Source organism: Photobacterium sp. GB-72, from assembly GCF_003026095.1.
Lineage (GTDB): Bacteria > Pseudomonadota > Gammaproteobacteria > Enterobacterales > Vibrionaceae > Photobacterium.
Genome location: NZ_PYNV01000013.1, coordinates 20,794 through 47,031, shown reverse-complemented (window position 1 = coordinate 47,031; position 26,238 = coordinate 20,794). Strand labels below are relative to the sequence as shown.

Genomic DNA, 26,238 nt, shown 5'->3' with positions numbered 1-26,238 from the left:
TTTCTTTGTACTAATTCACATTATGCTTCTACAGGCAAACATTGATTCAGTACCGCGCGAAGCTTTAATGGCTTAACTGGTTTACTGATAAATCCAAAACCATGGCCTCGGATCGCGGCCTGATTTTCGGTCATTCTATCTGCGCTAATCACCACCCCTTTAAAACTATCACCTAACCTTGAACGGCATTGCAGCAATACTTCTAATCCTGTTTGTTGATGGGATAAATGGTAATCACTAAAGATAACATCGGGTTGCCACTGTTGTTCGAGAGCACACATAGCTTCATCAAGATTTTCAGCTAATTTAACCTCACAACCCCAGCGAGTGAGTAAGGTTTCCATTCCTAATAAAATGTCATTTTCATTATCGACACACAGCACTTTCAGCCCAGCTAATGGCGCTTTGATCTCAGTTGTGGATACCTGCGTACAAGCAGCTAGCATAGACGCATTACCTAATGGTACTGATAACGAAAAGACTGTGCCTTTTCCCTGCCATGAGCGTAAATCTAATGGGTGATCCAATACCCGTGAGATCCCACGCGCAATCGCCAGCCCTAATCCCAAGCCATGCTCGCTCCCTGTTTGTTCTATACGGGTAAATTCATCAAAGATATTGGTCTGCTTTTCTATCGGGATCCCCGGTCCATTGTCCCAAACCTCAATCTGCAAACGCAGGCCTCGACGCCTCACACCTAACAACACTTTACCGCTAGGGTTATAACGAAAAGCATTGGTTAAGAAATTTTGCAAAGCACGGCGTAAGAGCTTGGCATCTGAGATGATCACCGCATCACTGCATACCACATCAAAGGTGATCGCTTGTTGTTGCGCTAAAGCACCAAATTCAGCCGATAATGTATTAAGCACATCACTGACTTTAAACGGCACAATATGTGTTTGTAATTTACCTGCTTCTAAACGAGAAACATCCAACAGATCTCCAATCAGATCTTCTGCTGCGCCTAATGCACTTTCGATATGAGTGGCTAAACGCGCACTTTCTTTGCCCTCAGCAACTTCAGTTAACGAAGATGAAAAAAGGCGCGCAGCATTGAGCGGTTGCATCAAATCATGACTCACCGCCGCTAAAAAGCGACTTTTGGATTGCGCTTGTTGCTCCGCTTGCTGAGTGGCTATCATTAATTGATGATTCAATTGTTCAAGCTGTTGGGTCCGCTCTTTAACTCGCGCTTCAAGGTTTTCATTGGCTTCTTTTAATGCCATTTCAACCTGACGAAACGCGGTAATATCACTAAAACTCATCACAAAACCACCACCAGGCATTGGATTACCTTGCACTTCTATCACTTGTCCATCAGGCCGAATTCGCGATGACGTATGTGCCGTTCCCCGCTGTAAATGCTCAACTCGTTTAGCTACATGTGCTTCAGGATCGCCGGGGCCACATAATCCTTGCTCAGCGTTATACCGAATCACATCAGTAATAGGGCGACCAACTTGGATCAAACCGGGAGGAAAAGAAAACAGCTCTAAATACCGTTGGTTCCACGCCACCAGCCGAAGCTGTTTATCAACCACAGCGATACCTTGGCTAATATGCTCAATCGCTCCTTGTAATAACCCTCGGCTAAAGTCAAACAACTCAGAAGCTTCATCAACAATCGTTGCGACTTCTTCTAATTGCATGTTTCTTCCTTGCAAGGCAGAAGTAAGCACTAACCTTGCTGAAGAGGCACCAAAAACGCCAGCCAATACTCTTTCGGTATGGCGGATCATACTGGCAGAAGCTTGTTGCTGAGGCTCTAAGCGATTACCTTGCTGCTCGGCAAACTGAGCAAATGCATGGCGAACGCGTTTACGGCCAACAAAACGAGAAGCCAACATTTCTAATTCAGCGACCGTCACACGGGTTTGATATAAGCTTCCATCTTCCGTTTCTGCAGGAGAAGCACCAACAAAAGAAGCCGCTTGTAAACGCTCAGTGAGTGACGAGCGTGTTATTAATGAAACCCCGACAAACAAACTAACATTGACACATAAGCTCAACAACATGCCCCAATCAACAGAAGTCAAGCTTCGTAAAATAGGCAGTTGTGGTGGACTTAATAACCACAGTAAAACATTACTGCCCGCATCCCCTGCCAACATACTGGTTTGGCTCATCATGGTAATAAGCCAAATCGTCATCCCACCAACTAAACCGGTATACACCCCTTTTTTATTACCAAAGCGCCAGTAAATACCGCCAAGCAACGCTGGAGCAAATTGTGCAATCGCAGCAAATGACAATAAACCTATCGCCGACAGTGAATGAACGTTATCTAGCACATGATAAAAGCCCCATGCTGCAAGTAATAACACCGCAATTAACACCCGACGGACATTTAATAATAAGCCAGAAAAAGCTGAAAAATTACGCGGCCCAATGCGTACTCGACGTAACATTAAGGGCATCACTAAATCATTCGATACCATAATTGCCAAAGCGATGGTTGAAACAATCACCATTCCTGTCGCCGCAGAGGCCCCCCCAATAAAAGCGAGCAGCGCAATACCGTTCGCACCTTGCTGTAACGGTAAATTAATTACGTAAGTATCTGCTGAAACATTCGGTAGTAATTGCTGGCCAATCAAAGCAAGGGGAATAACAAAAATCCCCATTAAGAACAGGTAACAAGGAAAGATCCAACGCGCTTTATGTAAATCAGCTTGGCTATGGTTTTCCACCACAATGGTATGAAATTGACGTGGCAAACAGATAATTGCCGCCATGGTAAGTAGCATATGAATAAATAAACTACCAATATTAGGTGACGTGTAAGTAAGTGATTGCAAACTTAGCGCATTAAGCTGAGGAGCGGTTTGAAATAAACTCAGCGCGAAAATGCCAACCGCGAGAAACGCTGCAAGCTTGATCAATGACTCAAACGCTATCGCCATCATCATACCGCGGTGGTGCTCGGTGGAATCAATATGCCGAGTACCAAACAAAATAGAAAATAATGCTAATACACCGGACACTATCCACGCAGTATCTAACCCTTCTTGATTAAACATTTCGCCTAAATTCGGCGTGATCTGTTCAAGCCCCAGCGTAATGCCACGCAACTGCAACGCGATATAAGGCAAAATACCTATCACCGCGATCACGGTGACGAGCATGGCTAAACCTTGCGATTTTCCGTAACGGGCTGCAATGAAATCCGCTATTGAAGTAATGTGTTCTCGCTTAGCAATAAAGATCAGCCGAGCTAAGACTTTCCAGCCTAAAGTAAATACGATAATTGGCGCGAGATAAATGGGAAGGAAAGACCACAGCTCACGGCTAGCTTGTCCCACCGTGCCAAAAAAACTCCACGAGGTACAATACACCGCAATGGATAAACTATATATCCACGGTCGCCACCCTGCTAACCATTGGCTTTTTTTATCGCCATACCATGCAATCGCAAACAGTACGCCGAGATATACCAGTGATACGGTTATAACAATCCATCCCTGTACCATCACACATCATCCTTTTAAAACTGATTCACCACTGTAACTAAGTTGTCACAGCTTACTCAATCCTGTCTGATCACAGTTCTCTCAGTAAGATAGTGAGCCTTCTCTTTTCTTTATCGCAATAAAAAAGCGCAGCCATCAAGACTGCGCTTTAAAGTAGAAGTTAGTAATCACTATGCTTTACTGGTTTGATAGTCGGTCGCCGCGATCTGTTGAGAAGGCGTTAAACGAATAAAGAACACCGGAAAAGCCATCGCAGCCATGATCCAAAACACATTCGCGCCCCAATTGCCATACATCCATCCACTCATCGACGTTAATATTGCCATTACCGCCCCAAGAGGAATCGCATTATATAGCGATTGCAGCGCAACAGAATGGTTACTCGGCTGTTGTTGAATATAGCGAATCGCCGCTAAGTGAGCTGCAGCAAAAGTTACGCCATGTAAAGCTTGAACGGGGAACATCAGCCACTGCTCTGTCAAAGTGGCGGTTAATCCCCATCGCACCAAGACACCGAATGCTGCTAAGCGAAACATATTATTTACTGACCAGCCAGAAAATAAGCGCTTACTAACCAGAAATACCATCACTTCTGCAGCAACACTGAAGCTCCATAGGTAACCAATCATTGATTCACTAAAACCAATTTTCTGCCAATAGATAGAGCTAAAACCATAATAAGCAGCATGACTACCTTGCAATAAAGAAGCAATGACGAGCAATTTTATCACCACACTATTGCGTAAAATACCCCATAACGCAGGGCGCACTTGCTCTACACTGCCCTCATCAACCGGCATTATCGCAGGATTACGCGCAGCCATGATTTGTGAGAAAGCTAATCCAGATAATGCCACCCACGGAATAATATCGGCACCATAGTGATTTGCCAGTAGACCGACAATGGTAGAGCCAGCAATAAACGCAATTGACCCCCAAAGCCGAGTACGACCGTAATCCACTAGCCCTCCTTTAGCATAATGATTCACGATCGCATCAGAGATGGGCACGATAGGCCCTGCGGATAAATTAAATAAGATAGTGACAGCAGCTAGTACCCATAATCCCCCGCCACCGACAATATAAAGAATACAGGCAACGAGACCTAGCAGAGTAAAGCCTCTAAGTGCCGGAATAAGATGCTCTACCTTGTGAATACGTGGTGTTATCACTAAGTTCGCAATACAACGAACTGTAAAACCTAAGCCCAACAGCAACCCAATATCAGAATCATCCACTCCAATATGCTTAAACCAAATAGCCCAAAATGGCAGGTAAACACCGTAAGAGAAGAAGAAGCCCCACAAGTATTGTGAGCTCCAGCTGTAGGGCGAACGTGTAAACATAGTGATCTCGCATAATGTGGTGAATAAAAAAGCAACATATTATGACGTAGTTTCCTTCTCAAACTAATGTCAGTCCGCAATTTAACCCCACTAACAACACATAATTACTCTAATAGTGCGACGGAGATCTCCTTTTAATTTTTATTCGCCTCACGCTATCACTCAAGTTCCTATATTCATCTACAAATTGTCATGAAAAATCCATGTAACTTGCATTTACGCCCTTTGATCCAGCTCTCTCATCCTAAAGTCTAATTGTAGACACACACAAAATGGCACAACGTATACGCAGCACAAAACAACTATAAAAAGTCAGTTTGCTCACCCTTATTACATCGGCTAAGGATGCAGGGCGCAGAAAGTATAAGAACTCAAGGAGAATAGGATGAGTGAGGTTCACGTTTATCCGGTCAATGAGACCATCGCAAAAACAGCTCATATCAATGAAGAGCAATACCGTGAGATGTATCAGCAATCAGTGATTAACCCTGAAGGTTTTTGGCGTGAACATGGCCAAATCGTTGATTGGATGACACCATTTACTAAAGTTAAAAACACCTCATTTGATACCGGCCACGTCAGCATAAAATGGTTTGAAGACGGTGAGCTTAATGTCTCTGCTAACTGTATTGACCGCCACCTCGCGACCAAAGGCGATCAAGCAGCAATTATTTGGGAAGGTGATGATCCTAATGATGACGCCATCCTAACCTACAATGAATTACATCAAGAAGTCTGTCAGTTTGCTAACGCCCTGAAGAGCCAAGGTGTACGTAAAGGTGACGTAGTGTGTCTTTACATGCCAATGGTTGCCGAAGCGGCAATTGCAATGCTCGCTTGTACCCGTATTGGTGCGGTGCACACTATCGTCTTTGGCGGTTTCTCTCCGGAAGCCTTGGCTGGACGTATTATCGATTCAAATGCAAAAGTGGTTGTGACTGCTGATGAAGGCGTACGTGGTGGTCGTGCCGTTCCCCTTAAGAAAAATGTCGATGACGCGCTAGTCAACCCTGAAGTAACGACGGTTGAAAAAGTGGTTGTCTTTAAACGTACAGGCGGTGAAGTTGCTTGGAATGATGATCGCGATGTATGGTGGCATGAAGCAACAGCAGTGGCTTCGGCTCACTGTGCTCCTGAGCCAATGAACGCTGAAGATCCTCTGTTTATTCTTTATACGTCAGGCTCAACAGGTAAGCCTAAAGGTGTACTTCACACTACAGGTGGCTATCTGGTTTACGCCACGATGACGTTTAAATATGTATTTGATTACCAAGAAGGTGATGTGTACTGGTGTACTGCTGATGTGGGTTGGATCACAGGTCACAGCTACTTGGTATACGGGCCACTTGCTAATGGTGCAACCACGGTATTATTTGAAGGTGTACCAACCTACCCATCAACCAGTCGCATGAGTGAAGTGGTGGATAAGCACCAAGTCAGCATTTTATACACAGCACCTACCGCTATTCGTGCTCTGATGGCGAAAGGTGATGAAGCAATTCAAGGTACTAACCGTTTATCATTGCGTATCATGGGCTCTGTCGGCGAACCCATTAACCCTGAAGCATGGGAATGGTATCACCGTACAATTGGCGACAAACGTTGCCCAATCGTGGATACATGGTGGCAAACAGAAACAGGCGGGATCTTAATTACCCCACTACCGGGTGCTACCGCACTAAAACCAGGCTCTGCAACCCGTCCATTCTTTGGTGTACAACCAGCACTGGTTGATAACGTCGGTAATATCCTTGAAGGCGCGACTGACGGTAACTTAGTCATGACCGATTCATGGCCAGGTCAAATGCGTACGCTTTGGGGCGATCACGAACGTTTTGAACAAACCTATTTCTCTACCTTTAAAGGCATGTACTTCACCGGTGACGGCGCACGTCGTGATGAAGACGGTTATTACTGGATCACAGGTCGTGTCGATGACGTATTAAATATTTCAGGTCACCGTATGGGGACGGCTGAAATTGAATCTGCACTCGTTGCTTTCGATAAGATTGCAGAAGCGGCGATTGTGGGTGTACCACATGAGATAAAGGGCCAAGCAATTTACGCCTATATCACCCTAAACGATGGTGAAATCCCAAGTGCAGAACTGCATAAAGAAGTGAAAAACTGGGTACGTAAGGAAATCGGTCCTATCGCCACACCAGACTTCTTACACTGGACAGATGCATTACCGAAGACCCGTTCAGGTAAGATCATGCGCCGAATTCTTCGTAAGATAGCAACTGGAGATACCTCAACCTTAGGTGATACTTCAACACTTGCTGATCCAACCGTCGTTGATCGACTCATTGAAGAAAAACAAAAAGTGATGTAATTCAACTTTTTTATCAATATACAAAGGCCGCTCAATTGCGGTCTTTTTTATTTTCTCTCCATCCTTATCTTCATTCAATTCAGCTAACTACCAGCATTCTCAGCCTAAAATACGCCACTTTGATCGCAATGCTGAATAAATCAACAGCTTGATTGTTGATTTATTCGTCAAATATTATCGACTAAACTTTACCGTTTTTCATCTTGTGGGTATGGTTCGAATTTAGTCATAATTATTACTAAATTCTTACACTTAGTAGAGTGAACTTGTCGTAAGATAAAACCTCTAATAGTAACGACACTCCTCACTAAGGCTTACACGTGTTCGCACAAAAAAGTGGTGATTAGACCAGTATTTTGCTGCGATTTGCGGTGAATTCACTATAATTGCTCAACAATGAACGTTTAGCAGTAAAAAAACGGACACACGGAAACAAAATTGCATAAGTCTGCAAGTTGTTAGAGTTTAACCTCATAAACAAGTGAAAATACGTCAAGATGTCGACCGTTAAACGAATTTTATTAATAAATGGACCTAATCTTAACTTACTAGGTCTACGAGAGCCGGGCCATTATGGCCATCAAACATTAACTCAAGTGGTTGATGGGCTCACTGCTAAAGCTACCCAATTAGGTGTGGCATTAGAGCATATTCAATCCAACGCGGAACATGTGTTAATTGATGCAATCCATCAAGCTTATGGCAAGGTCGATTTCATCATTATCAATCCTGCTGCTTTTACTCATACGAGTGTAGCCCTTCGTGATGCCTTACTCGGCGTCGCCATTCCGTTTATTGAAGTGCATTTATCTAATGTCCACGCTCGTGAACCTTTCCGTCATCATTCTTACTTATCCGATAAAGCAGTAGGCGTGATTTGTGGCTTAGGCCCTGACGGCTATGAATTCGCCCTGAATGCAGCGGTACGTCGTCTGCATGCAGATAGCTAACTGAACAATATAAAAAGAGAAATATAAATGGATATTCGTAAAATCAAGAAGCTAATTGAGCTTGTAGAAGAATCAGGCATCGCTGAGCTAGAAATCTCTGAAGGTGAAGAATCAGTACGCATCAGCCGTAGCGTTCCAGCAACAGCAATGCCACAACAATACATGGCAGCGCCAATGGCACAACAGCCTATGCCAACTGCATCGGTAGAAGCGCCAGCAGCAGCACCTGTAGCTGCAACTGAAGCACCAGCACCTGTTGCATCAGGTCACTCTGTGCTTTCACCTATGGTTGGTACTTTCTACCGCTCTCCAAGCCCTGAAGCAAAATCATTTGTTGAAGTTGGTCAATCGGTGAATATCGGCGACACACTATGTATCGTTGAAGCGATGAAAATGATGAACCAAATCCAAGCTGACAAAGCCGGTAAAGTTGTCGCTATTCTTGCAGAAGACGGCGATGCGATTGAATTCGATCAGCCTCTTATCATCATCGAGTAATCGAGGCTCTGGCTATGTTAGATAAATTAGTAATTGCAAACCGAGGTGAAATTGCACTTCGTATCTTGCGCGCTTGTAAAGAGCTAGGGATTAAAACGGTTGCGGTTCACTCAACCGCTGACCGCGATCTTAAGCACGTTCTACTTGCTGACGAGTCAGTATGTATTGGTCCTGCACGCGGTATCGATAGTTACTTAAATATTCCTCGTATTATCAGTGCCGCTGAAATTACAGGGGCAGTCGCTATCCACCCAGGCTACGGTTTCCTTTCTGAAAATGCTGACTTCGCAGAACAAGTTGAGCGTTCAGGCTTTATTTTCGTAGGTCCAAAAGCTGACACTATTCGTCTAATGGGCGATAAAGTTTCTGCTATTACGGCAATGAAAAAAGCTGGCGTACCTTGTGTACCTGGCTCTGACGGCCCACTTGATGACGATGAAGCAAAGAACAAATCTTTTGCTAAACGTATCGGTTATCCTGTGATCATCAAAGCCTCTGGTGGCGGCGGTGGTCGTGGTATGCGTGTGGTTCGTTCAGAAAATGAATTGACTGAAGCGATCGCAATGACCCGTGCTGAAGCAAAATCTTGTTTCAATAACGACATGGTTTACATGGAGAAATACCTTGAAAACCCACGTCACATTGAAGTTCAAGTCTTAGCTGATGGCCAAGGTGGCGCGATTCACTTAGGTGAGCGTGACTGTTCGATGCAGCGTCGTCACCAGAAAGTGGTTGAAGAAGCACCAGCACCGGGCATTACCGAAGAAATGCGTAAGTACATCGGTGAGCGTTGTACTCGTGCATGTTTAGAAATCAATTACCGTGGCGCTGGTACATTCGAATTCCTTTACGAAAACGGTGAGTTCTACTTCATTGAAATGAACACCCGTATTCAGGTTGAGCACCCAGTAACCGAAATGGTAACAGGCGTTGACTTGATCAAAGAGCAGCTACGTATTGCCGCAGGTCAACCGCTGTCATTTAGCCAAAGCGATATTCAAATTCGTGGCCATGCTATCGAGTGTCGTATTAATGCTGAAGATCCAGAGCGTTTCCTACCTTGCCCAGGTACTATCGAGCGTTTCCATGCGCCAGGTGGTATGGGTATCCGTTGGGAATCACACATCTATTCAGGTTACACAGTACCGCCTTACTACGATTCAATGATCGGTAAGTTAATTGCGTACGGTGAAAATCGTGATGTCGCTATTTCTCGTATGCGTAATGCATTGAGCGAAATGATCATCGACGGCATTAAAACCAACGTTCCGCTTCAGCAAGATATTATGGCTGACGAGAACTTCCAAAAAGGTGGCGCAAACATCCACTACCTTGAGAAGAAACTCGGTCTGCAATAAGCGCACTTGCTTGACGATAAAAGGCTACCTTCGGGTAGTCTTTTTTGTTTATACCCAATCTCAATTCACCTCGATTGATCGGTTCACATGGCATAACACAGTATCTTTTGCCACAATAGCCCACCTTTTTGACCAACCCTACTAGTTACTACACTGTATTGAGTAGGAAAACACTTGATAACAACTGGAGATACAGCATGAAAACGCTCTCAGCACGCTATCGCCAAGCCCATAAAGAGGCACTCTGGGCGATAGGACTAGCGTTAGCTTATTTTCTTTGGTGGTACCTATCCGCCTACGGCTTAGCGCCCGCCATCGGTGATCTAAGCATGCCAACCCTATATTTTGGCTTTCCACTCTGGTTCTTGATGTCATGCATTGTCGGCCCAATCATTTTTACCGTCATGTGCGGTGTCATGGTCAAAGTCGTCTACCGAGATCTTCCTTTAGATATTAACCACGAAGACCCCCATGAATAGCCAACTCATTATTCCTATCGTACTGTACCTTGCCGCAGTCTTTGCGATGGCACTTTACACCCGACGCTTTCAAAGCAAAGGAAACTTTCTTACCGAGTACCTAGTCGGTGGGCGTAGCATGGGCGGCTTTGTCCTTGCGATGACCCTTGCAGCCACTTACGCCAGCGCCAGCACCTTTATTGGTGGTCCAGGGGCTGCCTATAAAATGGGCTTAGGCTGGGTATTACTTGCGATGATCCAGTTACCCGCAGCATGGCTGACCCTTGGTGTACTCGGTAAGAAATTTGCCATCGAAGCGAGACGTCATAACGCATTAACCCTTAATGACATCCTTTATGCTCGCTATAAAAACCGTGGGGTCGTCATTTTTGCTTCACTGTCATTACTGATCGCCTTCTTTGGCACCATGGTCGTACAGTTTGTCGGTGGTGCACGTCTGCTCCAAACCGTAACAGGCCTATCGTATATGCATGGCTTAATGATCTTTGCGATCACCGTAGGCCTATACACGACAATTGGTGGCTTTCGTGCTGTTGTGATGACTGATACTTTACAGGGCTTGATGATGATCATCGGTACCATTGCGTTACTGGTTGGGATCGTGCATGCGGGCGGAAGTATCGGCGCATTAGTCACCAAGCTTCACGATATTGATCCGGCGTTAATTACCCCTTACGGTCCAAATCATTTCCTGAGTCAGCCCTTTATGTTGAGTTTTTGGATTTTGGTCTGTTTTGGTGTCATCGGTTTGCCGCATGCTGCGGTACGTTGTATGTCTTATAAAGACAGTAATTCACTGCATAAAGGCATGGTACTCAGTACCATCATGGTAGCGCTACTGATGTTTGGGATGCACTTAGCAGGCGCATTAGGCCGTGCTATCGTGCCTGATATCGCTAGCCCCGATCAGATCATGCCAACCCTTATGGTAACCGTATTACCACCTGTTGTAGCCGGTGTGTTCTTGGCAGGCCCAATGGCGGCGATTATGTCGACTATCGACTCACAACTCATTCAAGCTTCAGCAACACTGCTCAAAGATTTATATATCAACTATATCAATCCAAACATTGCCAATAATGAACACGCTGAAAAGCGCCTACCTAAATTATCACTATGGGTAACAGGGATTTTCTCAGGCTTAGTGTTTATCGCTGCGATGAATCCACCAGATATGATCATTTGGCTTAACCTATTAGCCTTTGGTAGCTTGCAAGCCGTATTTTTGTGGCCTCTGGTACTCGGCTTATATTGGAAAAAAGCCTCCGCAACCGGCGCTTTTGCTTCCATGATCGTCGGCTTGAGTAGCTACATTATTTTGTCATTTAGTAAACCCGATATGAATGGCGTTCATGCGATTGTACCAACGCTGTTATTAGGTTTGATCGCTTTTGTCGTTGGTAGCTATGCCAAACCAACAAAAGTAGAAACACCGCAATTAAGCGACTAAAATCGGCTATATCACGCTAAATAATCAACTACATTAAAGATAGTGCCAGTCGGTACTATCTTTTTTTTATCCCTAGAATGGCATCTGATAATGGGGATTGGTGAAATTTCATGCTAGACTTCGCCCCCTATGTTCAAGTAGTCACAAAATAAGCGAATAAACCATGCCTTGGATTCAAATTAAACTGAACGCAACTGCAGAGAGCGCAGAAGCAATTGGCGACATGCTAATGGAAGAGACTGGTGCTCTGTCTGTCACCTTCCTAGACGCACAAGACACGCCAGTTTTCGAGCCTATGCCAGGTGAAACCCGCCTTTGGGGTGATACCGATGTAATTGGTTTGTATGATGCTGAAGCCGACATGGATTTCGTGCTGAACATGCTTAAAAACAGCCCATTAATTGCTGATGATTTTGCTTATAAAATCGAGCAGTTAGAGGATAAAGACTGGGAACGTGAGTGGATGGATAACTTCCACCCTATGCGTTTCGGTCGTCGTCTATGGATCTGCCCAAGCTGGCGTGAAGCGCCAGAGCCAGACGCGGTGAACGTACTATTAGACCCAGGTCTAGCATTTGGTACAGGCACTCACCCAACAACATCACTTTGTCTTGAGTGGTTAGACAGCCAAGACCTAACCGGTAAAACGGTTATCGATTTTGGTTGTGGTTCAGGCATTCTAGCGATTGCTGCACTAAAACTTGGCGCAGCAAAAGTTATTGGTATTGATATCGACCCACAAGCTATCTTAGCGTCACGTGATAACGCAGAACGTAACGGTGTGTCTGACAATCTAGAGCTATACCTACCACAAGACCAGCCTCAAGGTATTCAAGCTGACGTTGTAGTTGCTAACATCCTTGCAGGCCCACTGCGTGAACTATCACCAGTGATCAAGAGCCTTGTTAAAGACGGTGGCGACTTAGCGATCTCAGGTGTGCTAGAAAGCCAAGCGGCTGATGTGTCAACCTACTACAGCGATGAACTGGCTTTAGACCCAGTAATTGCACGTGAAGAGTGGTGTCGCATCTCAGGCCGTAAGGCATAATCACACGCAGTTTTGGGTACTACTGCTGATTTTTATTTATAAATTTAATCGGTCAATTGATTGAAAATCATACGATTTTGGCAAACAAAATCATCATGCTCAATTATTGGCCTTTTCAGCAGAGCAAAAAATGCGTAAAATGCGCGCCCTTACTGGCACAGTCAGGTAGAGACATTTTGCAAATCGGTCCTTATCAACTTAAAAACCAGCTGATAGTCGCGCCTATGGCGGGTGTGACCGATCGGCCATTTCGTGAGTTATGCCTTCGCTACGGTGCAGGTATGGCAGTTAGCGAGATGATGTCGTCGAACCCAGATCTCTGGAAGACGTCTAAATCGCTCAATCGTATGGTTCACGAAGGTGAATCAGGTATTCGTTCGGTTCAGATAGCAGGGGCTGATCCAAAGTTGATGGCTGAAGCTGCGCAGTTCAGTGTTGAAAACGGTGCGCAAATCATCGATATCAACATGGGATGCCCAGCAAAGAAAGTAAACAAACGATTAGCCGGTTCTGCACTACTGCAATATCCCAACCTTATCGAAGACATTCTTCGTACAGTGGTGGATGCGGTAGATGTTCCAGTTACGCTTAAAACCCGTACTGGTTGGGATCTGGAAAATAGAAACTGTGTCGACATAGCCAAACTCGCCGAGCAATGCGGCATACAAGCCCTCGCCCTTCACGGACGTACCAAGGCATGTATGTACAAAGGTGAAGCGGAATATGACTACATTAGAGCGGTGAAACAAGCCATCTCGATCCCAGTTATCGCTAACGGTGATATCGATAGCCCGGAAAAAGCACGCTTTGTACTCGATTATACGGGTGCCGATGCTCTAATGATTGGCCGACCTGCACAAGGGAAGCCGTGGATTTTTAGAGAAATCCACCATTACTTAACAACTGGTGAACACCTCGCTGCCCCATCAATTGATGAGATCAGTGAAATCATGTTGGGACATGTTCAAGAACTCCACCAGTTCTACGGTGAATACCTAGGACTGCGCATTGCACGTAAACACGTGTCTTGGTACTTGAAAGAACATGCACCAGCCGGTGATTTCCGCCAGACCTTCAACGCACTCGAGGATGCTCAACAGCAACTTGATGCGCTGCAAGGCTACTTCGAAAACGTTGCATAAATACTAGAAGAGCTTACAGAATTATGTTCGAACAAAATCTGACTTCCGAAGCGTTAACAGTAACAACTGTAACTTCACAAGACCAAATCACACAGAAACCATTACGTGATTCAGTGAAGGCATCCCTTAAAAACTACCTTGCTCAATTAAATGGTCAGGAAGTCGACGATCTGTACGAGCTTGTGCTTGCAGAAGTTGAACAACCACTATTAGACACTATCATGCAGTACACTCGCGGTAACCAAACTCGCGCTGCAACCATGATGGGTATCAACCGTGGTACGCTACGTAAGAAGCTTAAAAAATATGGCATGAACTAATACATTTAGTTTAAGTTATTGATAAAAAAGCCATCCCTGTATTTCAGGCATGGCTTTTTTATTGGCTGCTATTCGGTACTGTCATGCTAAATAAAACATAATAGTCCTACTTTAATGCAGTTTAAAACGCTGAATCGTCACCATTAGATCTTCCGAAATTTGATTGAGCTCTTCACTCGATGACGACATCTGATTAGATTCAGTCGACAATGATATCGAGCTATCATTCAAACTTGCCACATTTTGATTAATACTATTAACGGTTAATGATTGCTGCTCTGTTGCGGCTGAGATCTGCTGATTCATCCCTTGTATCGCATGAACTTCTTCAACAATTAAATTCAACGCTTCCCCTGCCGATGCAGAAATCTTTGACGCATTCTGGGCTTTTTCAGCCCCCTGATTCATGACACCAACCGCTTGCTCCGCACCTTGTTGTAATTTTTCAATAATGGTTTGAATTTCAATCGTCGACTCTTGTGTGCGCTGTGATAGGGTGCGAACTTCATCAGCAACAACAGCAAAGCCTCGCCCTGCATCACCGGCTCTTGCAGCCTCTATCGCAGCATTTAACGCTAATAAGTTGGTCTGCTCTGCAATGCCACGTATCACTTCCAACACGGTATCGACATTACGGCTATCTGTTGCTAGTTGGGTGATCACTTTACTGGCTTCACCAATATCTAATGCGAGCAATTGTGACTCTTCAATATTACGCTGAATAATCACTTTACTGGCTTCTGTTTGTTTCGCTGCTTTAATACTAAAATCAGTGGCATCAACGGTTCTGCCTGCAATTTCTTCAACCGCAGTGAGCATTTCCCCCATTGACCCCACGAGTTGATCGGTGTCTTCTTTCTGTTGATTTAAATTACTATCCATCGATAACACTGATTGTGATAAACAACGCGAAGAGTGAGTCAGTTGTGAACCTGCATCACTAATATTATGGATAATGGCCTGAATAGAAATAACAAAGCGATTAAAATGTTTCGCAAGTGCCGTTAATTCAGGACCGCCCTCTTCTTTAAGACGCTGAGTTAAATCACCTTCACCGGTTGATAGATCGCGCATCGCAGCAACGGTTTTTTTAATTGGCAAAGTAATACTACGAATAAAATACGCCATCAATAATGACAGTATTGCCAAAATAACAGCAACATTCACAAACGATAGCCATTGGCTAGCTTGAATATCTTGGTTTAAGGCTTTGATATTCATTCCTGCGCCAATCATCCAGCCCCAAGGATGAAAATAGTCAGCATAGCTCGTTTTTAAAATCAGTTGATTAGGATCTGACGATGACTTCCACATATAATCAACAAAACCACCACCTTGCTTACCGACACTGTAAAGCTCTTCGACGAATCGTCGTCCATTACCGTCTGTTAGTGACAGAATGTCAGTCCCCATCATTTCATCAAAACGGGTTGCGATTTGATAGCCTTCCTTATTTCCCGCAAAAATATAATTTCCGCCATCAAAACGCATTGCGTTAATTGCCGCTAAAGCCTGTTTTTTCGCTTCTTCTTCGCTCAATGTGCCATTGGAGCTAAGTGCATGATAGTAATTAACCACTCCTACCGCCCCTTCTACTATTTGCTTAATACCTCCCTCATAATTAGCTCGCATATGTTGATTAGTTGAGGAAATATTTAATGCAGAAATAGAAATAAGACCGATGGCAAATAACAGCCATATGATCCAAGCTTTGGTACTAATTGATGCATGTGTTAACGATAGATTCATAGAACTCCCTATCCTACTTATTACGTTTAGTCATGAAATAGTTTCGCTATAACGACAAGATCAATTAGGCTCTAAGTATCTAAAGCAACATGTTAGGCGTGATTAACCAGAACTCAACCTTGCTAAATACTGTTACTATAATGCTTTCTCTCCAGATAATTTTTATAAATCCAACATATGCGTTACATGTCATATAAAGGCGCAATTGATAAAACGCTTGATCTCTAAAAGTGAGTGGCAATAACAGATACAAAAAAGCTCCGCCGACGCGAAGCTTTTCTTAGTTATAAAACAAGCAATATTCTATTGATGTTTTAGATCATGCAATGCACTCATCAATGCCTTGAGACCTATTTCTACTTTGCTACGAGGACAACCGACATTCAAACGAACATAGCCTTGCCCTTCTTGACCATAGGTATCACCGCGCATAATGGCGACTTTGTAATGACTAATTAGACGTTGTTGTAGGGCATCCATATCCACGCTCAATGGCGTTAAATCAATCCACGCTAAATATGTCCCCTCAGGCACTTGGTAATTCAACTCAGGAAAGGCCTGATTTAACTGCTCTGCGACATAACAAAGGTTAGCTTGAAGGTAGTCTTTTAAACTATCGAGCCATACTTCACCTTGGTTATAAGCGGCAATATGTCCTATAACGCCTAAAATCGACGGTGAAGATAAACCATGTGCCGCTTTTAACTGAGTAAGGTACCGTTCACGCACCGTTTGATCGGCAATAAACGCATATGCGCCCGTTAATGCAGGAATATTAAATGACTTTGATCCTGAAGAAACCAACGCCCAATTATCATCTAATGCCACTTCAGGCCAAGGAATATAATCATTAAATGCCATATCCATATGGATATCATCGGAGATCACTTTCACCTGATGTTGCAAACAGATCTGTGCCATACGGCTGAGTTCATCACGTGTCCATACTCTTCCAGTTGGATTTTGTGGACTACACAGTAATAACACTTTACAGTTTGATTTTGCCGCTTGTGCTTCAAATTGTGCCCAATCAATCTCATAACTGCCACCAGCCGTTTTTAACAACGGGCTTGTTAGCATGAGACGATCATTAGCCGCTAACATATTACCAAACGCATCATAGGCTGGAGTATGAATGAGGACTCCTTCCCCCTGCTTTGTCCACTGCATCACTAATTGCGAAATGATGTAAATCACCGATGGACCATACACAATATGCTCGGGATTGATTGGACTATGATAGCGGCGTGAAAACCATCCTGTGATCGCAGATTTAAAATCATCATGATTCCATCGGCTATAGCCAAATACACCATGTGCTAATCGCTCAGATAACGCTTTCTCAATACATGGCGCAACGGCGAAATCCATATCAGAAATAGTAAACGGCAATAAATCCGCTTCACCAAACCGATCTTCAACATAATCCCACTGGGTACAATAGGTACCATAACGGTTAACTGGGGTAGAGAAATCAAACATATCAACCTCTTGCAACAAGCAAAAACAGTTATCCAAAACAAAAAAGCGGAGCACTAGGCTCCGCAATCATATTATGCCGTCGCTGGCATTAAGCCCTGCATTTCATTTTTGACCATATGCACCTGAGGCCCAATCACGACTTGTAAGTTATGATCGTCAAGCTTAACGACCCCCAACGCACCGTTAGCTTTGAGTACGGCGTCATTCACTAAACTCATATCATTAACCGATAAACGTAAACGAGTAATACAGTTATCCAGTGACGTAATGTTTGCAGCACCACCCAGTGCTTCTAAAATAATATTACCTTTGTAACCCGTCGTTTTCTCACCCGTTTCCGCAAAGGCTAACTCATCTTTTACATCAGCCACTTCACGGCCTGGAGTTTTTAAATTAAAGCGAGTGATCACAAAGCGGAATACGCTGTAATACATCACAAACCATACTGCAGCAACAAGAGGTACTAAGTACCATTTCGTTGCCGTACCTTGAAGTACACCGAAAATCAAAAAGTCGATAATGTTGCCATCAGTATTACCAATCGTTACGCCTAATAGGTGCATCGCCATAAAGCCAACACCTGTTAAAATAGCATGAACAAAGTACAGTGCTGGTGCAACGAACAGGAATAAGAATTCTAATGGCTCTGTGATACCACCAATCACACACGCAACCACACCTGATAACAATAACGCTTTTACTTTGCTGCGATTTTCAACGCGAGCACAGTGGTACATCGCAAGAGCAGCACCGGGTAATCCACCAAGGAAAGCAGGCATTTTACCTTGCGACAAGAATGATGTTGCCGAGTTAGAGAAGCCATTAGTTGTTGAGCAAGAAAGCTCTGCATAGAAAATATTTAATGCGCCACTTACCGTGTTACCACACACATCCATCGTGCCACCCGCTTCCGTAAAACGCACCAATGCAACAAGAATGTGGTGTAAGCCAAATGGCAATAACAAACGCTCACCGGTACCGAAAAGGAATGGACCAAATGGGCCTGAGTGAGAGATTAAGCTACCAATACCATTAATACCCATAGCAAAGTAAGGCCATACTAGCGGTACTAATAGACCAACCACACCGAGCGTTAAGGTTGAGATGATCGGAACAAAACGCGCGCCACCAAAGAAAGCTAATGCATCAGGCATTTTGTAGGTATAGAAACGTGCATGCAGTTTCGCCACAATAATACCGACGATCACCGCGCCTAAAATGCCAGTATCAATCGACTCTATGCCTAAAACAGACTTCACACCGTAGGCTTTTTCTTCGGTCGCATTGCCTAATACGCCAGCCACTGTTAGGTAAAAATTAATCGATAAGTTAAGTGCTGCGTAACCAACAAAACCGGCAAACGCGGCAACACCTTTTTCTTCACGAGCAAGGCCAAGAGGAATGGCTACGGCAAACATGATAGGTAAATAGATAAATGCAACCAAACCAACTTTGGTCATCCACATGAACAGCAATTGCAGTACGGTATTATCAAGAAAAGGCATACTTTCTTTTACTGCAGCACTTGATAACGAGCTACCAATACCCAGTAAAATACCGGAAAACGCCAAAAGTGCCACTGGCAACATAAACGTTTTACCTAAGCTTTGGAAAAATTCCCATAGCGTTGTTTTATTTGCAGATTTAGACATCATTGTCACCTGATCACTGTTTTATCTTCGTCAAAAACAAAGTGGTAAAACGTTTTATCACTTTGTTGAAAAAAAACGTCGACGAAGATGAGCTCAAAACTTCTGCCAACGCTTTTGCTGAATTACGAAATAAATGATAAAACGTTTTATCAACTTTTATCGGCATCGAGATCACGGAACATATCTCGCGCCATAACACATATTAAAAACTGTGATCCTGTTAATATTCGGATTATAGATATAACGTTTTATATTGATAGATAAATACAGGGTAATTAACTATCTAATGGCTAAATCAAGCAAAGTAAAGATCACCGATGTTGCCGACTATGCCGGCGTCTCCGTTTCTACTGTTTCTTTGGTGCTGGGCAATAAAGGCCGTATATCAAAAGCGACAATCGACAAGGTCAATCAAGCAGTTGAAGCCTTAGGCTATGTTCGCAATAACGCCGCAGCGAATTTACGATCCAATCACTCAAATTTGATCGGCTGGATCTTAGCGGATATTACAGATCCCTTTTATACCGAAGTCACGGCAGGGTTAAGCGATGAGCTTGAACAACATGACCATATGTTATTTCTTGCTCAGTCCAACCATCAAGCAGACAAATTAATCCAATGTGTCCAATCGATGATCCAACAAGGTGTCGCAGGTATTGCATTTAGCCCGGTAAGAGAAGCAACCAACAAAGTACTCGAAATGGCAAAACAAGCCAATATTCCTGCGGTTTGCTTGGCCCGCTCCGCCGTGAATAATGAGGTCGATTATATTGGGCCTGATAATCATCAAGCCGCAATCCTTGCAACTCAGCACTTGATCCAACAAGGTCATCGTCATATTGCGTATATTGGTGGCAGCAGTGACTCACTCACCCGTGCTGAGCGTATTGGCGGCTATGGCACGACATTAATGCAATATGGCTTACCGTTTAAAAATGAATGGATAATTGAAGCTCAGAATAACCAGTGCCAAGCCGCGGATCATGTTCAACAACTGCTAACTCAGCATCCTAAAATTACCGCGCTATTATGCCACCGACCAGCCATTGCATTAGGGGCGATGTATGGTATTCAACGGGTAGGGAAAAGTGTCGGAAAAGATAACTATATTGGTCAACAAATCGGCTTAATTGGGTTTGATGATACCCCTGAAGCGGCTTTAACTCAGCCAAGCCTAACCATGATCAGCTCTCCTACGCGACAAATGGGTCAACTTGCAGGACAACGGTTACTCGCAAAAATGACGGTTCATAATGAAACGGCACAACAGTTTATTTTACCGCCACAATTAATTGAACGAGGATCGGCATAGAGATATCAAACAGCGGCAAACAAAAAAGCTCCACCGAAGTGAAGCTTTTAGATAATCACTATAATTTAAAATTATAAGTAATCACAAAGATAAGCAGTAGTAACCAATACTTTCACATTAAATGAACTGTCACCTGGAACTTCAAAGTTATCGCCTGCGTTGTAAGTTTCCCAGTCAACATGGCCTGGTAGTTTTACAGTTAATGCACCTTTAACCACCGTCATACGCTCAGGTGCTACAGTACCAAAAGTATATTCGCCAGGTGCCATTACGCCAACACTGACATGATCACCCGAAGATTCAAAGCCAATTGATTTTACTTGGCTATCAAAATATTCATTTACTTTTAACATCGATTTTCCTTATCTTTAATTCGTATTAGCGATACGCTTTTGACTGGAAATTATCACAAAATTTCACAATGCCCTAATGAAATATAATGACGCTAATCACGATATTCATGACATGAATTTAACTTGGTTCATGATAAAAAAACGCTACACTAGTCTTTGAAATTTTATCAAGGGATCTCAGATGTTAAATAAACATGTTTTAGCGGTACTACTGATCGCTTCGTTACCATTAGTTGGTTGTAGCAGTAGCGATAAACAAAATATTAAAGATGGCTTCACTGAGATTGGTCACGCGACCCGTGATGCAACCAAAGCAACGGGACACTTTTTCCGTGATACCACAAAAGATGCGATCCAAAATGCAAAAGAAGCCACCAGCGATTAATTTATACGTTCTATTTCTTGTGCCTTGAACAACATGACTTGGTGTCACCGATAGGATCTGGCGTATCACAGCTATCGTTCAAGGCCTCAAGGATTGAGCAATGGCTCGCATCATCATCCACATGGCCACAACACGCATCATTGATCTTTTTTAACGCGCGTCGAATACGCGAGAGTTCCTTTATTTTCATATCCACTTCGTCAAGCTTAGCTTGGGTGATCGCTTTTACTTCCGCACAACTATGTTGACTAGCTTCCAGTCGGATATCTAATAGCTCACGAATTTCTTCCAAACTTAAGCCAATAGCTTTGGCCCGTAAGATAAATTTAACTCGCGATAAATTATCATCACTATATAAACGATAACCACTGTCGCTTCGGCCTGCAGGCTGGAGCAAATCATTTTTTTCGTAAAACCGTAATGTATCGCTACTGACCTGACATAACTTTGCTAATTGACCAATCAAATACATCGCCATCTTGCTCATTTCTCCTAAAGACGCCCAAAAAAGCAAACGTTTGCGTAATCTTCCTATTCATGTAAAATAATGGTCACATTACACACAAATGACCATTATTGATAAATCACTATTGTCATCACCCAAACTTTGTTGATGTGATGAGAATCAGGATATTTCCCAAAACCAATTCACACCAAATGGGCTTGGTCTTGGGAAATATTCTATTCACCGTGTAATTAAAAGAGATAGTAGCCATGGAAAACGCTCGTCCTATTCGCCGTGCACTGATCAGCGTATCAGACAAAACAGGTATTGTGGAATTCGCACAGGCTCTTGCCAATCGCGGCGTAGAAATCTTATCGACAGGCGGTACCGCTCGTTTACTTGCCGAGAAAAACATTCAAGTCACTGAAGTTTCTGATTACACCGGTTTCCCAGAAATGATGGATGGCCGTGTAAAAACCCTTCACCCAAAAGTTCACGGTGGCGTACTAGGCCGTCGTGGTACTGACGACGAAGTAATGGAAAAGCACGGTATTAACCCTATCGATATGGTTGTTGTTAACCTTTATCCTTTTGCTGAAACTGTTGCCAAAGCCGGTTGTACGCTCGCCGACGCAGTTGAGAACATCGACATCGGTGGTCCAACAATGGTTCGCTCTGCAGCAAAAAACCATAAAGATGTAGCGATTGTCGTTAATGCGCACGATTACGACCGCGTACTAACAGAAATTAGCACCAACAATGGCTCACTAACTCAGGCAACACGTTTCGATTTAGCTATCTCAGCTTTTGAACATACTGCAGCTTACGACGGTATGATCGCCAACTACTTTGGTACTATGGTGCCATCTTACGGCGACAACAAAGAAGGTGACGAGGAATCGAAGTTTCCACGCACTTTCAATCAGCAATTCGAGAAAAAACAAGACATGCGCTATGGTGAAAACAGCCACCAAGCAGCAGCATTCTATGTTGAAGCCAACCCACAAGAAGCTTCTGTCGCAACGGCAACGCAACTTCAAGGTAAGGCGCTATCATACAACAACATCGCCGATACAGATGCAGCACTTGAGTGTGTGAAAGAATTCGATTTACCCGCTTGTGTGATTGTAAAACATGCTAACCCATGTGGTGTCGCACTCGGGGACAATTTACTTGAAGCTTACGATCGCGCTTACAAAACTGACCCTACCTCAGCATTTGGCGGCATTATTGCGTTCAACGGTGAATTAGATGCAGCAACTGCACAAGCGATTGTTGATCGTCAATTTGTCGAAGTTATTATCGCGCCGAAAGTATCAGCAGAGGCGGCAGCCGTTGTTGCAACCAAGAAAAACTTACGTCTTCTTGAGTGTGGCGAATGGACAACCAAAACCACGGGTTTTGACGTTAAACGTGTAAATGGTGGTTTATTGGTTCAAGACCGTGACCAAGGTATGGTATCGGTTGATGATTTAACCGTTGTCACTAAACGTCAACCAACCACAGACGAACTGCGTGATGCACTATTTTGCTGGAAAGTAGCGAAATACGTGAAATCAAACGCGATTGTGTATGCAAAAGGCAATATGACCATCGGTGTTGGTGCAGGCCAAATGAGCCGCGTTTATTCTGCCAAAATTGCAGGTATCAAAGCCGCTGACGAAAACCTAGAAGTCGCGGGTAGCGTAATGGCATCAGATGCATTCTTCCCGTTCCGTGATGGTATTGATGCCGCAGCAGAAGCAGGCATTACTTGTGTTATCCAACCGGGTGGTTCAATGCGTGATGATGAAGTCATTGCTGCTGCTGACGAGCATGGTATGGCGATGGTATTTACCGGTATGCGCCACTTCCGCCACTAAGTTGTCATCACAAACTTAAGTGAATAAAACTATCGATTTAGTCTCTGCTCTTTTTTAAAGAGCAGAGATTTTTAAGTATTTAGCGCGAAGCAATAAGGATTAACGATGAAAGTACTGATCATTGGTAACGGCGGCCGTGAACACGCATTAGGCTGGAAAGTTGCACAAAACCCACAAGTAGAAACGGTATTTATTGCTCCTGGTAATGCAGGAACAGCACTTGAACCTAAACTGGAAAATGTTGAGATTGGTGTTGAAGACATCGCAGCATTAGTTGAATTTGCGCAAAATAATCAAATTGGTTTAACCATTGTCGGCCCAGAAGCGCCACTGGTTATTGGTGTGGTTGATGCGTTCCGCGCAGCTAAACTGCCCATCTTTGGTCCAACAGAAGCCGCAGCACAACTTGAAGGTTCTAAAGCTTTCACTAAAGACTTCCTTGCTCGCCACAATATTCCAACGGCGGAATATCAAAACTTTACTGAAATCGACCCCGCTCTTGCTTACTTAAAGCAAAAAGGCGCACCGATTGTAGTAAAAGCGGATGGCTTAGCAGCAGGTAAAGGCGTGATTGTCGCAATGACAGAGCAAGAAGCCGAAGATGCCGTACGCGATATGCTCGCTGGCAATGCATTTGGTGAAGCCGGACACCGCGTAGTTATCGAAGAGTTCTTAGATGGTGAAGAAGCCAGTTTCATCGTAATGGTAGACGGTAAAAACGTTCTACCTATGGCCACCAGCCAAGATCATAAACGTGTTGGAAATGGCGATACTGGCCCTAACACGGGTGGCATGGGCGCTTATTCACCAGCCCCTGTTGTAACACAAGATATCCATGACCGCGTGATGAAAGAAGTGATCTACCCAACAGTTGAAGGGATGGCCGCAGAAGGCGCACCTTATACAGGTTTCCTTTATGCTGGCTTGATGATCATGAGCGATGGCACCCCAAAAGTGATCGAATACAACTGTCGCTTTGGTGATCCGGAAACTCAACCTATCATGTTACGTATGCAGTCTGATTTGGTTAAGCTATGTTTAGCAGCGATTGATGGCAAGCTAGATACCGTAGAGTCGAAATGGGATCCACGCGCTTCTATCGGTGTTGTTTTAGCCGCTGGCGGCTATCCAGCAAGCTACAACAAGGGTGATGTGATTTCAGGCTTGCCGCAACAAGAAGTGGCTGGCGAGAAAGTCTTCCACGCCGGCACAACGAATAATCAAGGCGATATCGTCACTAACGGTGGTCGTGTGCTGTGTGCAACCGCGATGGGCGATACTGTCTTAGAAGCACAACAGCGTGCTTATACGTTGGCAAAACAAATTTCGTGGGATGGCATGTTCCATCGTGACGATATTGGTTATCGCGCTATTGCTCGTGAGCAACAGCAATAAAACGCATTCTCCCTAAGTTAAAAAACGCGCTTAATCAGCGCGTTTTTTATTGTCTTTTTTGCAAGCATTTATTGCTTCGTATCAATCAGTGTCGGTGCTTGTAGACAAGTCTCACTCACCACACCCGATAACAACTTATGAATTCTTAACCTACCGTTTTTCTGCTCGCCAATAGCCGTCCAATATCCCGATGGGGAAAATGCGGATAATACATTAGGATCATCAATCGTGATCGGCTGTTGAGTTTGACAAGAGATCTGCTGTTGTTGCTGTCTATAGCCTTGCTCAAAATACTGTTTTGATCTTTTTAGTCGTTCAATCCGATGGACTAAATATTCGCTGTGCTGTTTGAGCTCCGTTATTTCATTTGTCGTTAACGGTAAGATATGCCCATCTTCTTTATAGCGTTGATAAACTGCGACGCCTTGGCTATCGAAGCGAAGTTGTAATTCAAAGGGAACTTGCTGTCCATCGATTAACCGCTCACCCTGTTGTAACAGCGTTTTAAGCTTACCTGACTGCCATTGGTAATCACTTTGATAATCACCTTGCTTAGTACTGTACACACGCTCTCCTAGCCGCTCTGGAGCATTCTGACGGGATAAATACCAATAGATATATGTACCATCTACTTTTTGCTCAGCAACATTCACTCTAGTGATCGGCAATGCGGTGTTATCAGCAAGGTTTCCTGCAACACATCCAGTGAGAATGAGAGGAAGAAGAAAAGAAAAGAGAAATGAAATTTTAGACATAAAAAAACCGCCAGATGAATAATTCATTCTGGCGGTATCACAATTACTTCAATGCATCTTTTAGTGCTTTACCAGCAACAAACGCAGGAACGTTAGCTGCAGCAATTTGAATTTCAGCACCAGTTTGTGGGTTACGGCCAGTGCGAGCTGCACGATGGTTTACTTTAAATGTACCAAAGCCAATTAGTTGAACCTGGTCACCGTCTTTTAGCGCATCAGTAATGCCGTCAAGAGTAGATTCCAAAGCTGCTTTTGCTTGTGCTTTAGATAGATCCGCTTTTTCTGCGATCAGGTCAATCAGTTGGGTCTTGTTCATTAGGTTTCCCTTCTAAGGTTTTTCGTAAGACGAGACAACTCTAATTCAAAAGAAGCCCGTGTGGCAAAGGTTTGTCTGCTTTATTCGACTCAGGTGCGGACTCTTTAACCACAATCTGAGCGCAAGTTCACAA

The 26,238-nt window shown here is 43.9% G+C and carries 22 protein-coding genes; 13 read left to right on the top strand and 9 right to left on the bottom strand.

The window, feature by feature from the left end; all coding sequences use genetic code 11:
• Positions 1-20 precede the first annotated feature (20 nt).
• Together C9J40_RS14715 and C9J40_RS14710 are read right to left on the bottom strand one after the other, a co-directional pair.
• Positions 21-3,473: a PAS domain-containing hybrid sensor histidine kinase/response regulator gene (locus C9J40_RS14715; RefSeq protein ID WP_107247316.1), complete on the bottom strand. Its 3,453-nt coding sequence runs from the start codon at positions 3,471-3,473 to the stop codon at positions 21-23.
• 170 nt (positions 3,474-3,643) lie between these two features.
• Positions 3,644-4,819, bottom strand: a complete 1,176-nt coding sequence (locus C9J40_RS14710) for a 3-phenylpropionate MFS transporter (protein ID WP_107247315.1) — start codon at positions 4,817-4,819, stop codon at positions 3,644-3,646.
• 385 nt (positions 4,820-5,204) lie between these two features.
• On the opposite strand from C9J40_RS14710, the gene acs reads away from it, so the two are divergent.
• From acs to fis, 9 genes are all read left to right on the top strand, one after another.
• Positions 5,205-7,154: an acetate--CoA ligase gene (acs, locus tag C9J40_RS14705; RefSeq protein ID WP_107247314.1), complete on the top strand. Its 1,950-nt coding sequence runs from the start codon at positions 5,205-5,207 to the stop codon at positions 7,152-7,154.
• Positions 7,155-7,651: 497 nt separating this feature from the next.
• Positions 7,652-8,104 carry a type II 3-dehydroquinate dehydratase gene (gene aroQ / locus C9J40_RS14700; RefSeq protein WP_105061395.1) on the top strand — a complete coding sequence of 151 codons (453 nt, stop codon included), beginning with the start codon at positions 7,652-7,654 and terminating at the stop codon, positions 8,102-8,104.
• A 27-nt stretch (positions 8,105-8,131) separates the two neighbouring features.
• Positions 8,132-8,602 carry an acetyl-CoA carboxylase biotin carboxyl carrier protein gene (gene accB / locus C9J40_RS14695; protein WP_107247313.1) on the top strand — a complete coding sequence of 157 codons (471 nt, stop codon included), beginning with the start codon at positions 8,132-8,134 and terminating at the stop codon, positions 8,600-8,602.
• A 14-nt stretch (positions 8,603-8,616) separates the two neighbouring features.
• Positions 8,617-9,960: an acetyl-CoA carboxylase biotin carboxylase subunit gene (gene accC, locus C9J40_RS14690; RefSeq protein WP_105061397.1), complete on the top strand. Its 1,344-nt coding sequence runs from the start codon at positions 8,617-8,619 to the stop codon at positions 9,958-9,960.
• A gap of 197 nt (positions 9,961-10,157) precedes the next feature.
• Complete coding sequence (locus C9J40_RS14685) at positions 10,158-10,439, top strand: YhdT family protein (RefSeq protein WP_045084725.1); 282 nt, start codon at positions 10,158-10,160, stop codon at positions 10,437-10,439.
• A complete protein-coding gene (gene panF / locus C9J40_RS14680) occupies positions 10,432-11,889 on the top strand; it encodes a sodium/pantothenate symporter (RefSeq protein WP_107207967.1) in 1,458 nt (485 codons plus the stop codon). Before C9J40_RS14685 ends, panF begins: the two co-directional genes overlap by 8 nt.
• 163 nt (positions 11,890-12,052) lie before the next feature.
• Complete coding sequence (prmA, locus tag C9J40_RS14675; RefSeq protein ID WP_107207966.1) at positions 12,053-12,937, top strand: 50S ribosomal protein L11 methyltransferase; 885 nt, start codon at positions 12,053-12,055, stop codon at positions 12,935-12,937.
• Positions 12,938-13,113: 176 nt separating this feature from the next.
• Positions 13,114-14,079: a tRNA dihydrouridine synthase DusB gene (gene dusB, locus C9J40_RS14670; protein ID WP_199187146.1), complete on the top strand. Its 966-nt coding sequence runs from the start codon at positions 13,114-13,116 to the stop codon at positions 14,077-14,079.
• A 23-nt stretch (positions 14,080-14,102) separates the two neighbouring features.
• Entirely contained in the window at positions 14,103-14,399 is a 297-nt protein-coding gene (gene fis, locus C9J40_RS14665) for a DNA-binding transcriptional regulator Fis (RefSeq protein WP_005372656.1), read from the top strand.
• A gap of 111 nt (positions 14,400-14,510) precedes the next feature.
• Here fis and C9J40_RS14660 read toward each other — a convergent pair whose 3' ends face one another.
• The 3 genes from C9J40_RS14660 to malX all read right to left on the bottom strand — a co-directional run bounded on the left by C9J40_RS14660 (position 14,511) and on the right by malX (position 19,282).
• A complete protein-coding gene (locus C9J40_RS14660) occupies positions 14,511-16,148 on the bottom strand; it encodes a methyl-accepting chemotaxis protein (RefSeq protein ID WP_107247312.1) in 1,638 nt (545 codons plus the stop codon).
• A 303-nt stretch (positions 16,149-16,451) separates the two neighbouring features.
• Complete coding sequence (locus C9J40_RS14655) at positions 16,452-17,630, bottom strand: MalY/PatB family protein (protein ID WP_107207963.1); 1,179 nt, start codon at positions 17,628-17,630, stop codon at positions 16,452-16,454.
• A gap of 71 nt (positions 17,631-17,701) precedes the next feature.
• The gene (gene malX / locus C9J40_RS14650) at positions 17,702-19,282 is read right to left on the bottom strand and encodes a maltose/glucose-specific PTS transporter subunit IIBC (RefSeq protein WP_107207962.1); all 1,581 of its coding nucleotides are present in this window, start codon (positions 19,280-19,282) and stop codon (positions 17,702-17,704) included.
• A gap of 286 nt (positions 19,283-19,568) precedes the next feature.
• On the opposite strand from malX, the gene malI reads away from it, so the two are divergent.
• Positions 19,569-20,594, top strand: coding sequence for a Mal regulon transcriptional regulator MalI (gene malI / locus C9J40_RS14645; protein ID WP_107207961.1), 1,026 nt, complete (start codon positions 19,569-19,571; stop codon positions 20,592-20,594).
• 71 nt (positions 20,595-20,665) lie between these two features.
• On the opposite strand, the gene C9J40_RS14640 is transcribed toward malI, so the two are convergent.
• Positions 20,666-20,947, bottom strand: a complete 282-nt coding sequence (locus C9J40_RS14640; protein ID WP_006647687.1) for a pyrimidine/purine nucleoside phosphorylase — start codon at positions 20,945-20,947, stop codon at positions 20,666-20,668.
• A 181-nt stretch (positions 20,948-21,128) separates the two neighbouring features.
• On the opposite strand from C9J40_RS14640, the gene C9J40_RS14635 reads away from it, so the two are divergent.
• On the top strand, positions 21,129-21,332 hold the full coding sequence (locus C9J40_RS14635; protein WP_105061403.1) for a hypothetical protein: 204 nt from the start codon (positions 21,129-21,131) through the stop codon (positions 21,330-21,332).
• A 10-nt stretch (positions 21,333-21,342) separates the two neighbouring features.
• Here the strand turns inward: C9J40_RS14635 and zntR are convergent, their stop codons facing one another.
• Positions 21,343-21,810, bottom strand: a complete 468-nt coding sequence (zntR, locus tag C9J40_RS14630) for a Zn(2+)-responsive transcriptional regulator (protein ID WP_107207960.1) — start codon at positions 21,808-21,810, stop codon at positions 21,343-21,345.
• Positions 21,811-22,046: 236 nt separating this feature from the next.
• Between zntR and purH the strand changes: the two genes are divergently transcribed.
• Positions 22,047-23,639 (top strand): bifunctional phosphoribosylaminoimidazolecarboxamide formyltransferase/IMP cyclohydrolase, encoded by a 1,593-nt coding sequence (purH, locus tag C9J40_RS14625; RefSeq protein WP_045150142.1) that lies wholly within the window; start codon positions 22,047-22,049, stop codon positions 23,637-23,639.
• A 105-nt stretch (positions 23,640-23,744) separates the two neighbouring features.
• Positions 23,745-25,034 carry a phosphoribosylamine--glycine ligase gene (gene purD / locus C9J40_RS14620; protein WP_107247311.1) on the top strand — a complete coding sequence of 430 codons (1,290 nt, stop codon included), beginning with the start codon at positions 23,745-23,747 and terminating at the stop codon, positions 25,032-25,034.
• Positions 25,035-25,102: 68 nt separating this feature from the next.
• Here the strand turns inward: purD and C9J40_RS14615 are convergent, their stop codons facing one another.
• Positions 25,103-25,789 (bottom strand): DUF1481 domain-containing protein, encoded by a 687-nt coding sequence (locus C9J40_RS14615; RefSeq protein ID WP_233217799.1) that lies wholly within the window; start codon positions 25,787-25,789, stop codon positions 25,103-25,105.
• Between the two features lie 43 nt (positions 25,790-25,832).
• Complete coding sequence (gene hupA / locus C9J40_RS14610) at positions 25,833-26,105, bottom strand: nucleoid-associated protein HU-alpha (protein ID WP_005372678.1); 273 nt, start codon at positions 26,103-26,105, stop codon at positions 25,833-25,835.
• Between the last annotated feature and the right edge of the window lie 133 nt (positions 26,106-26,238).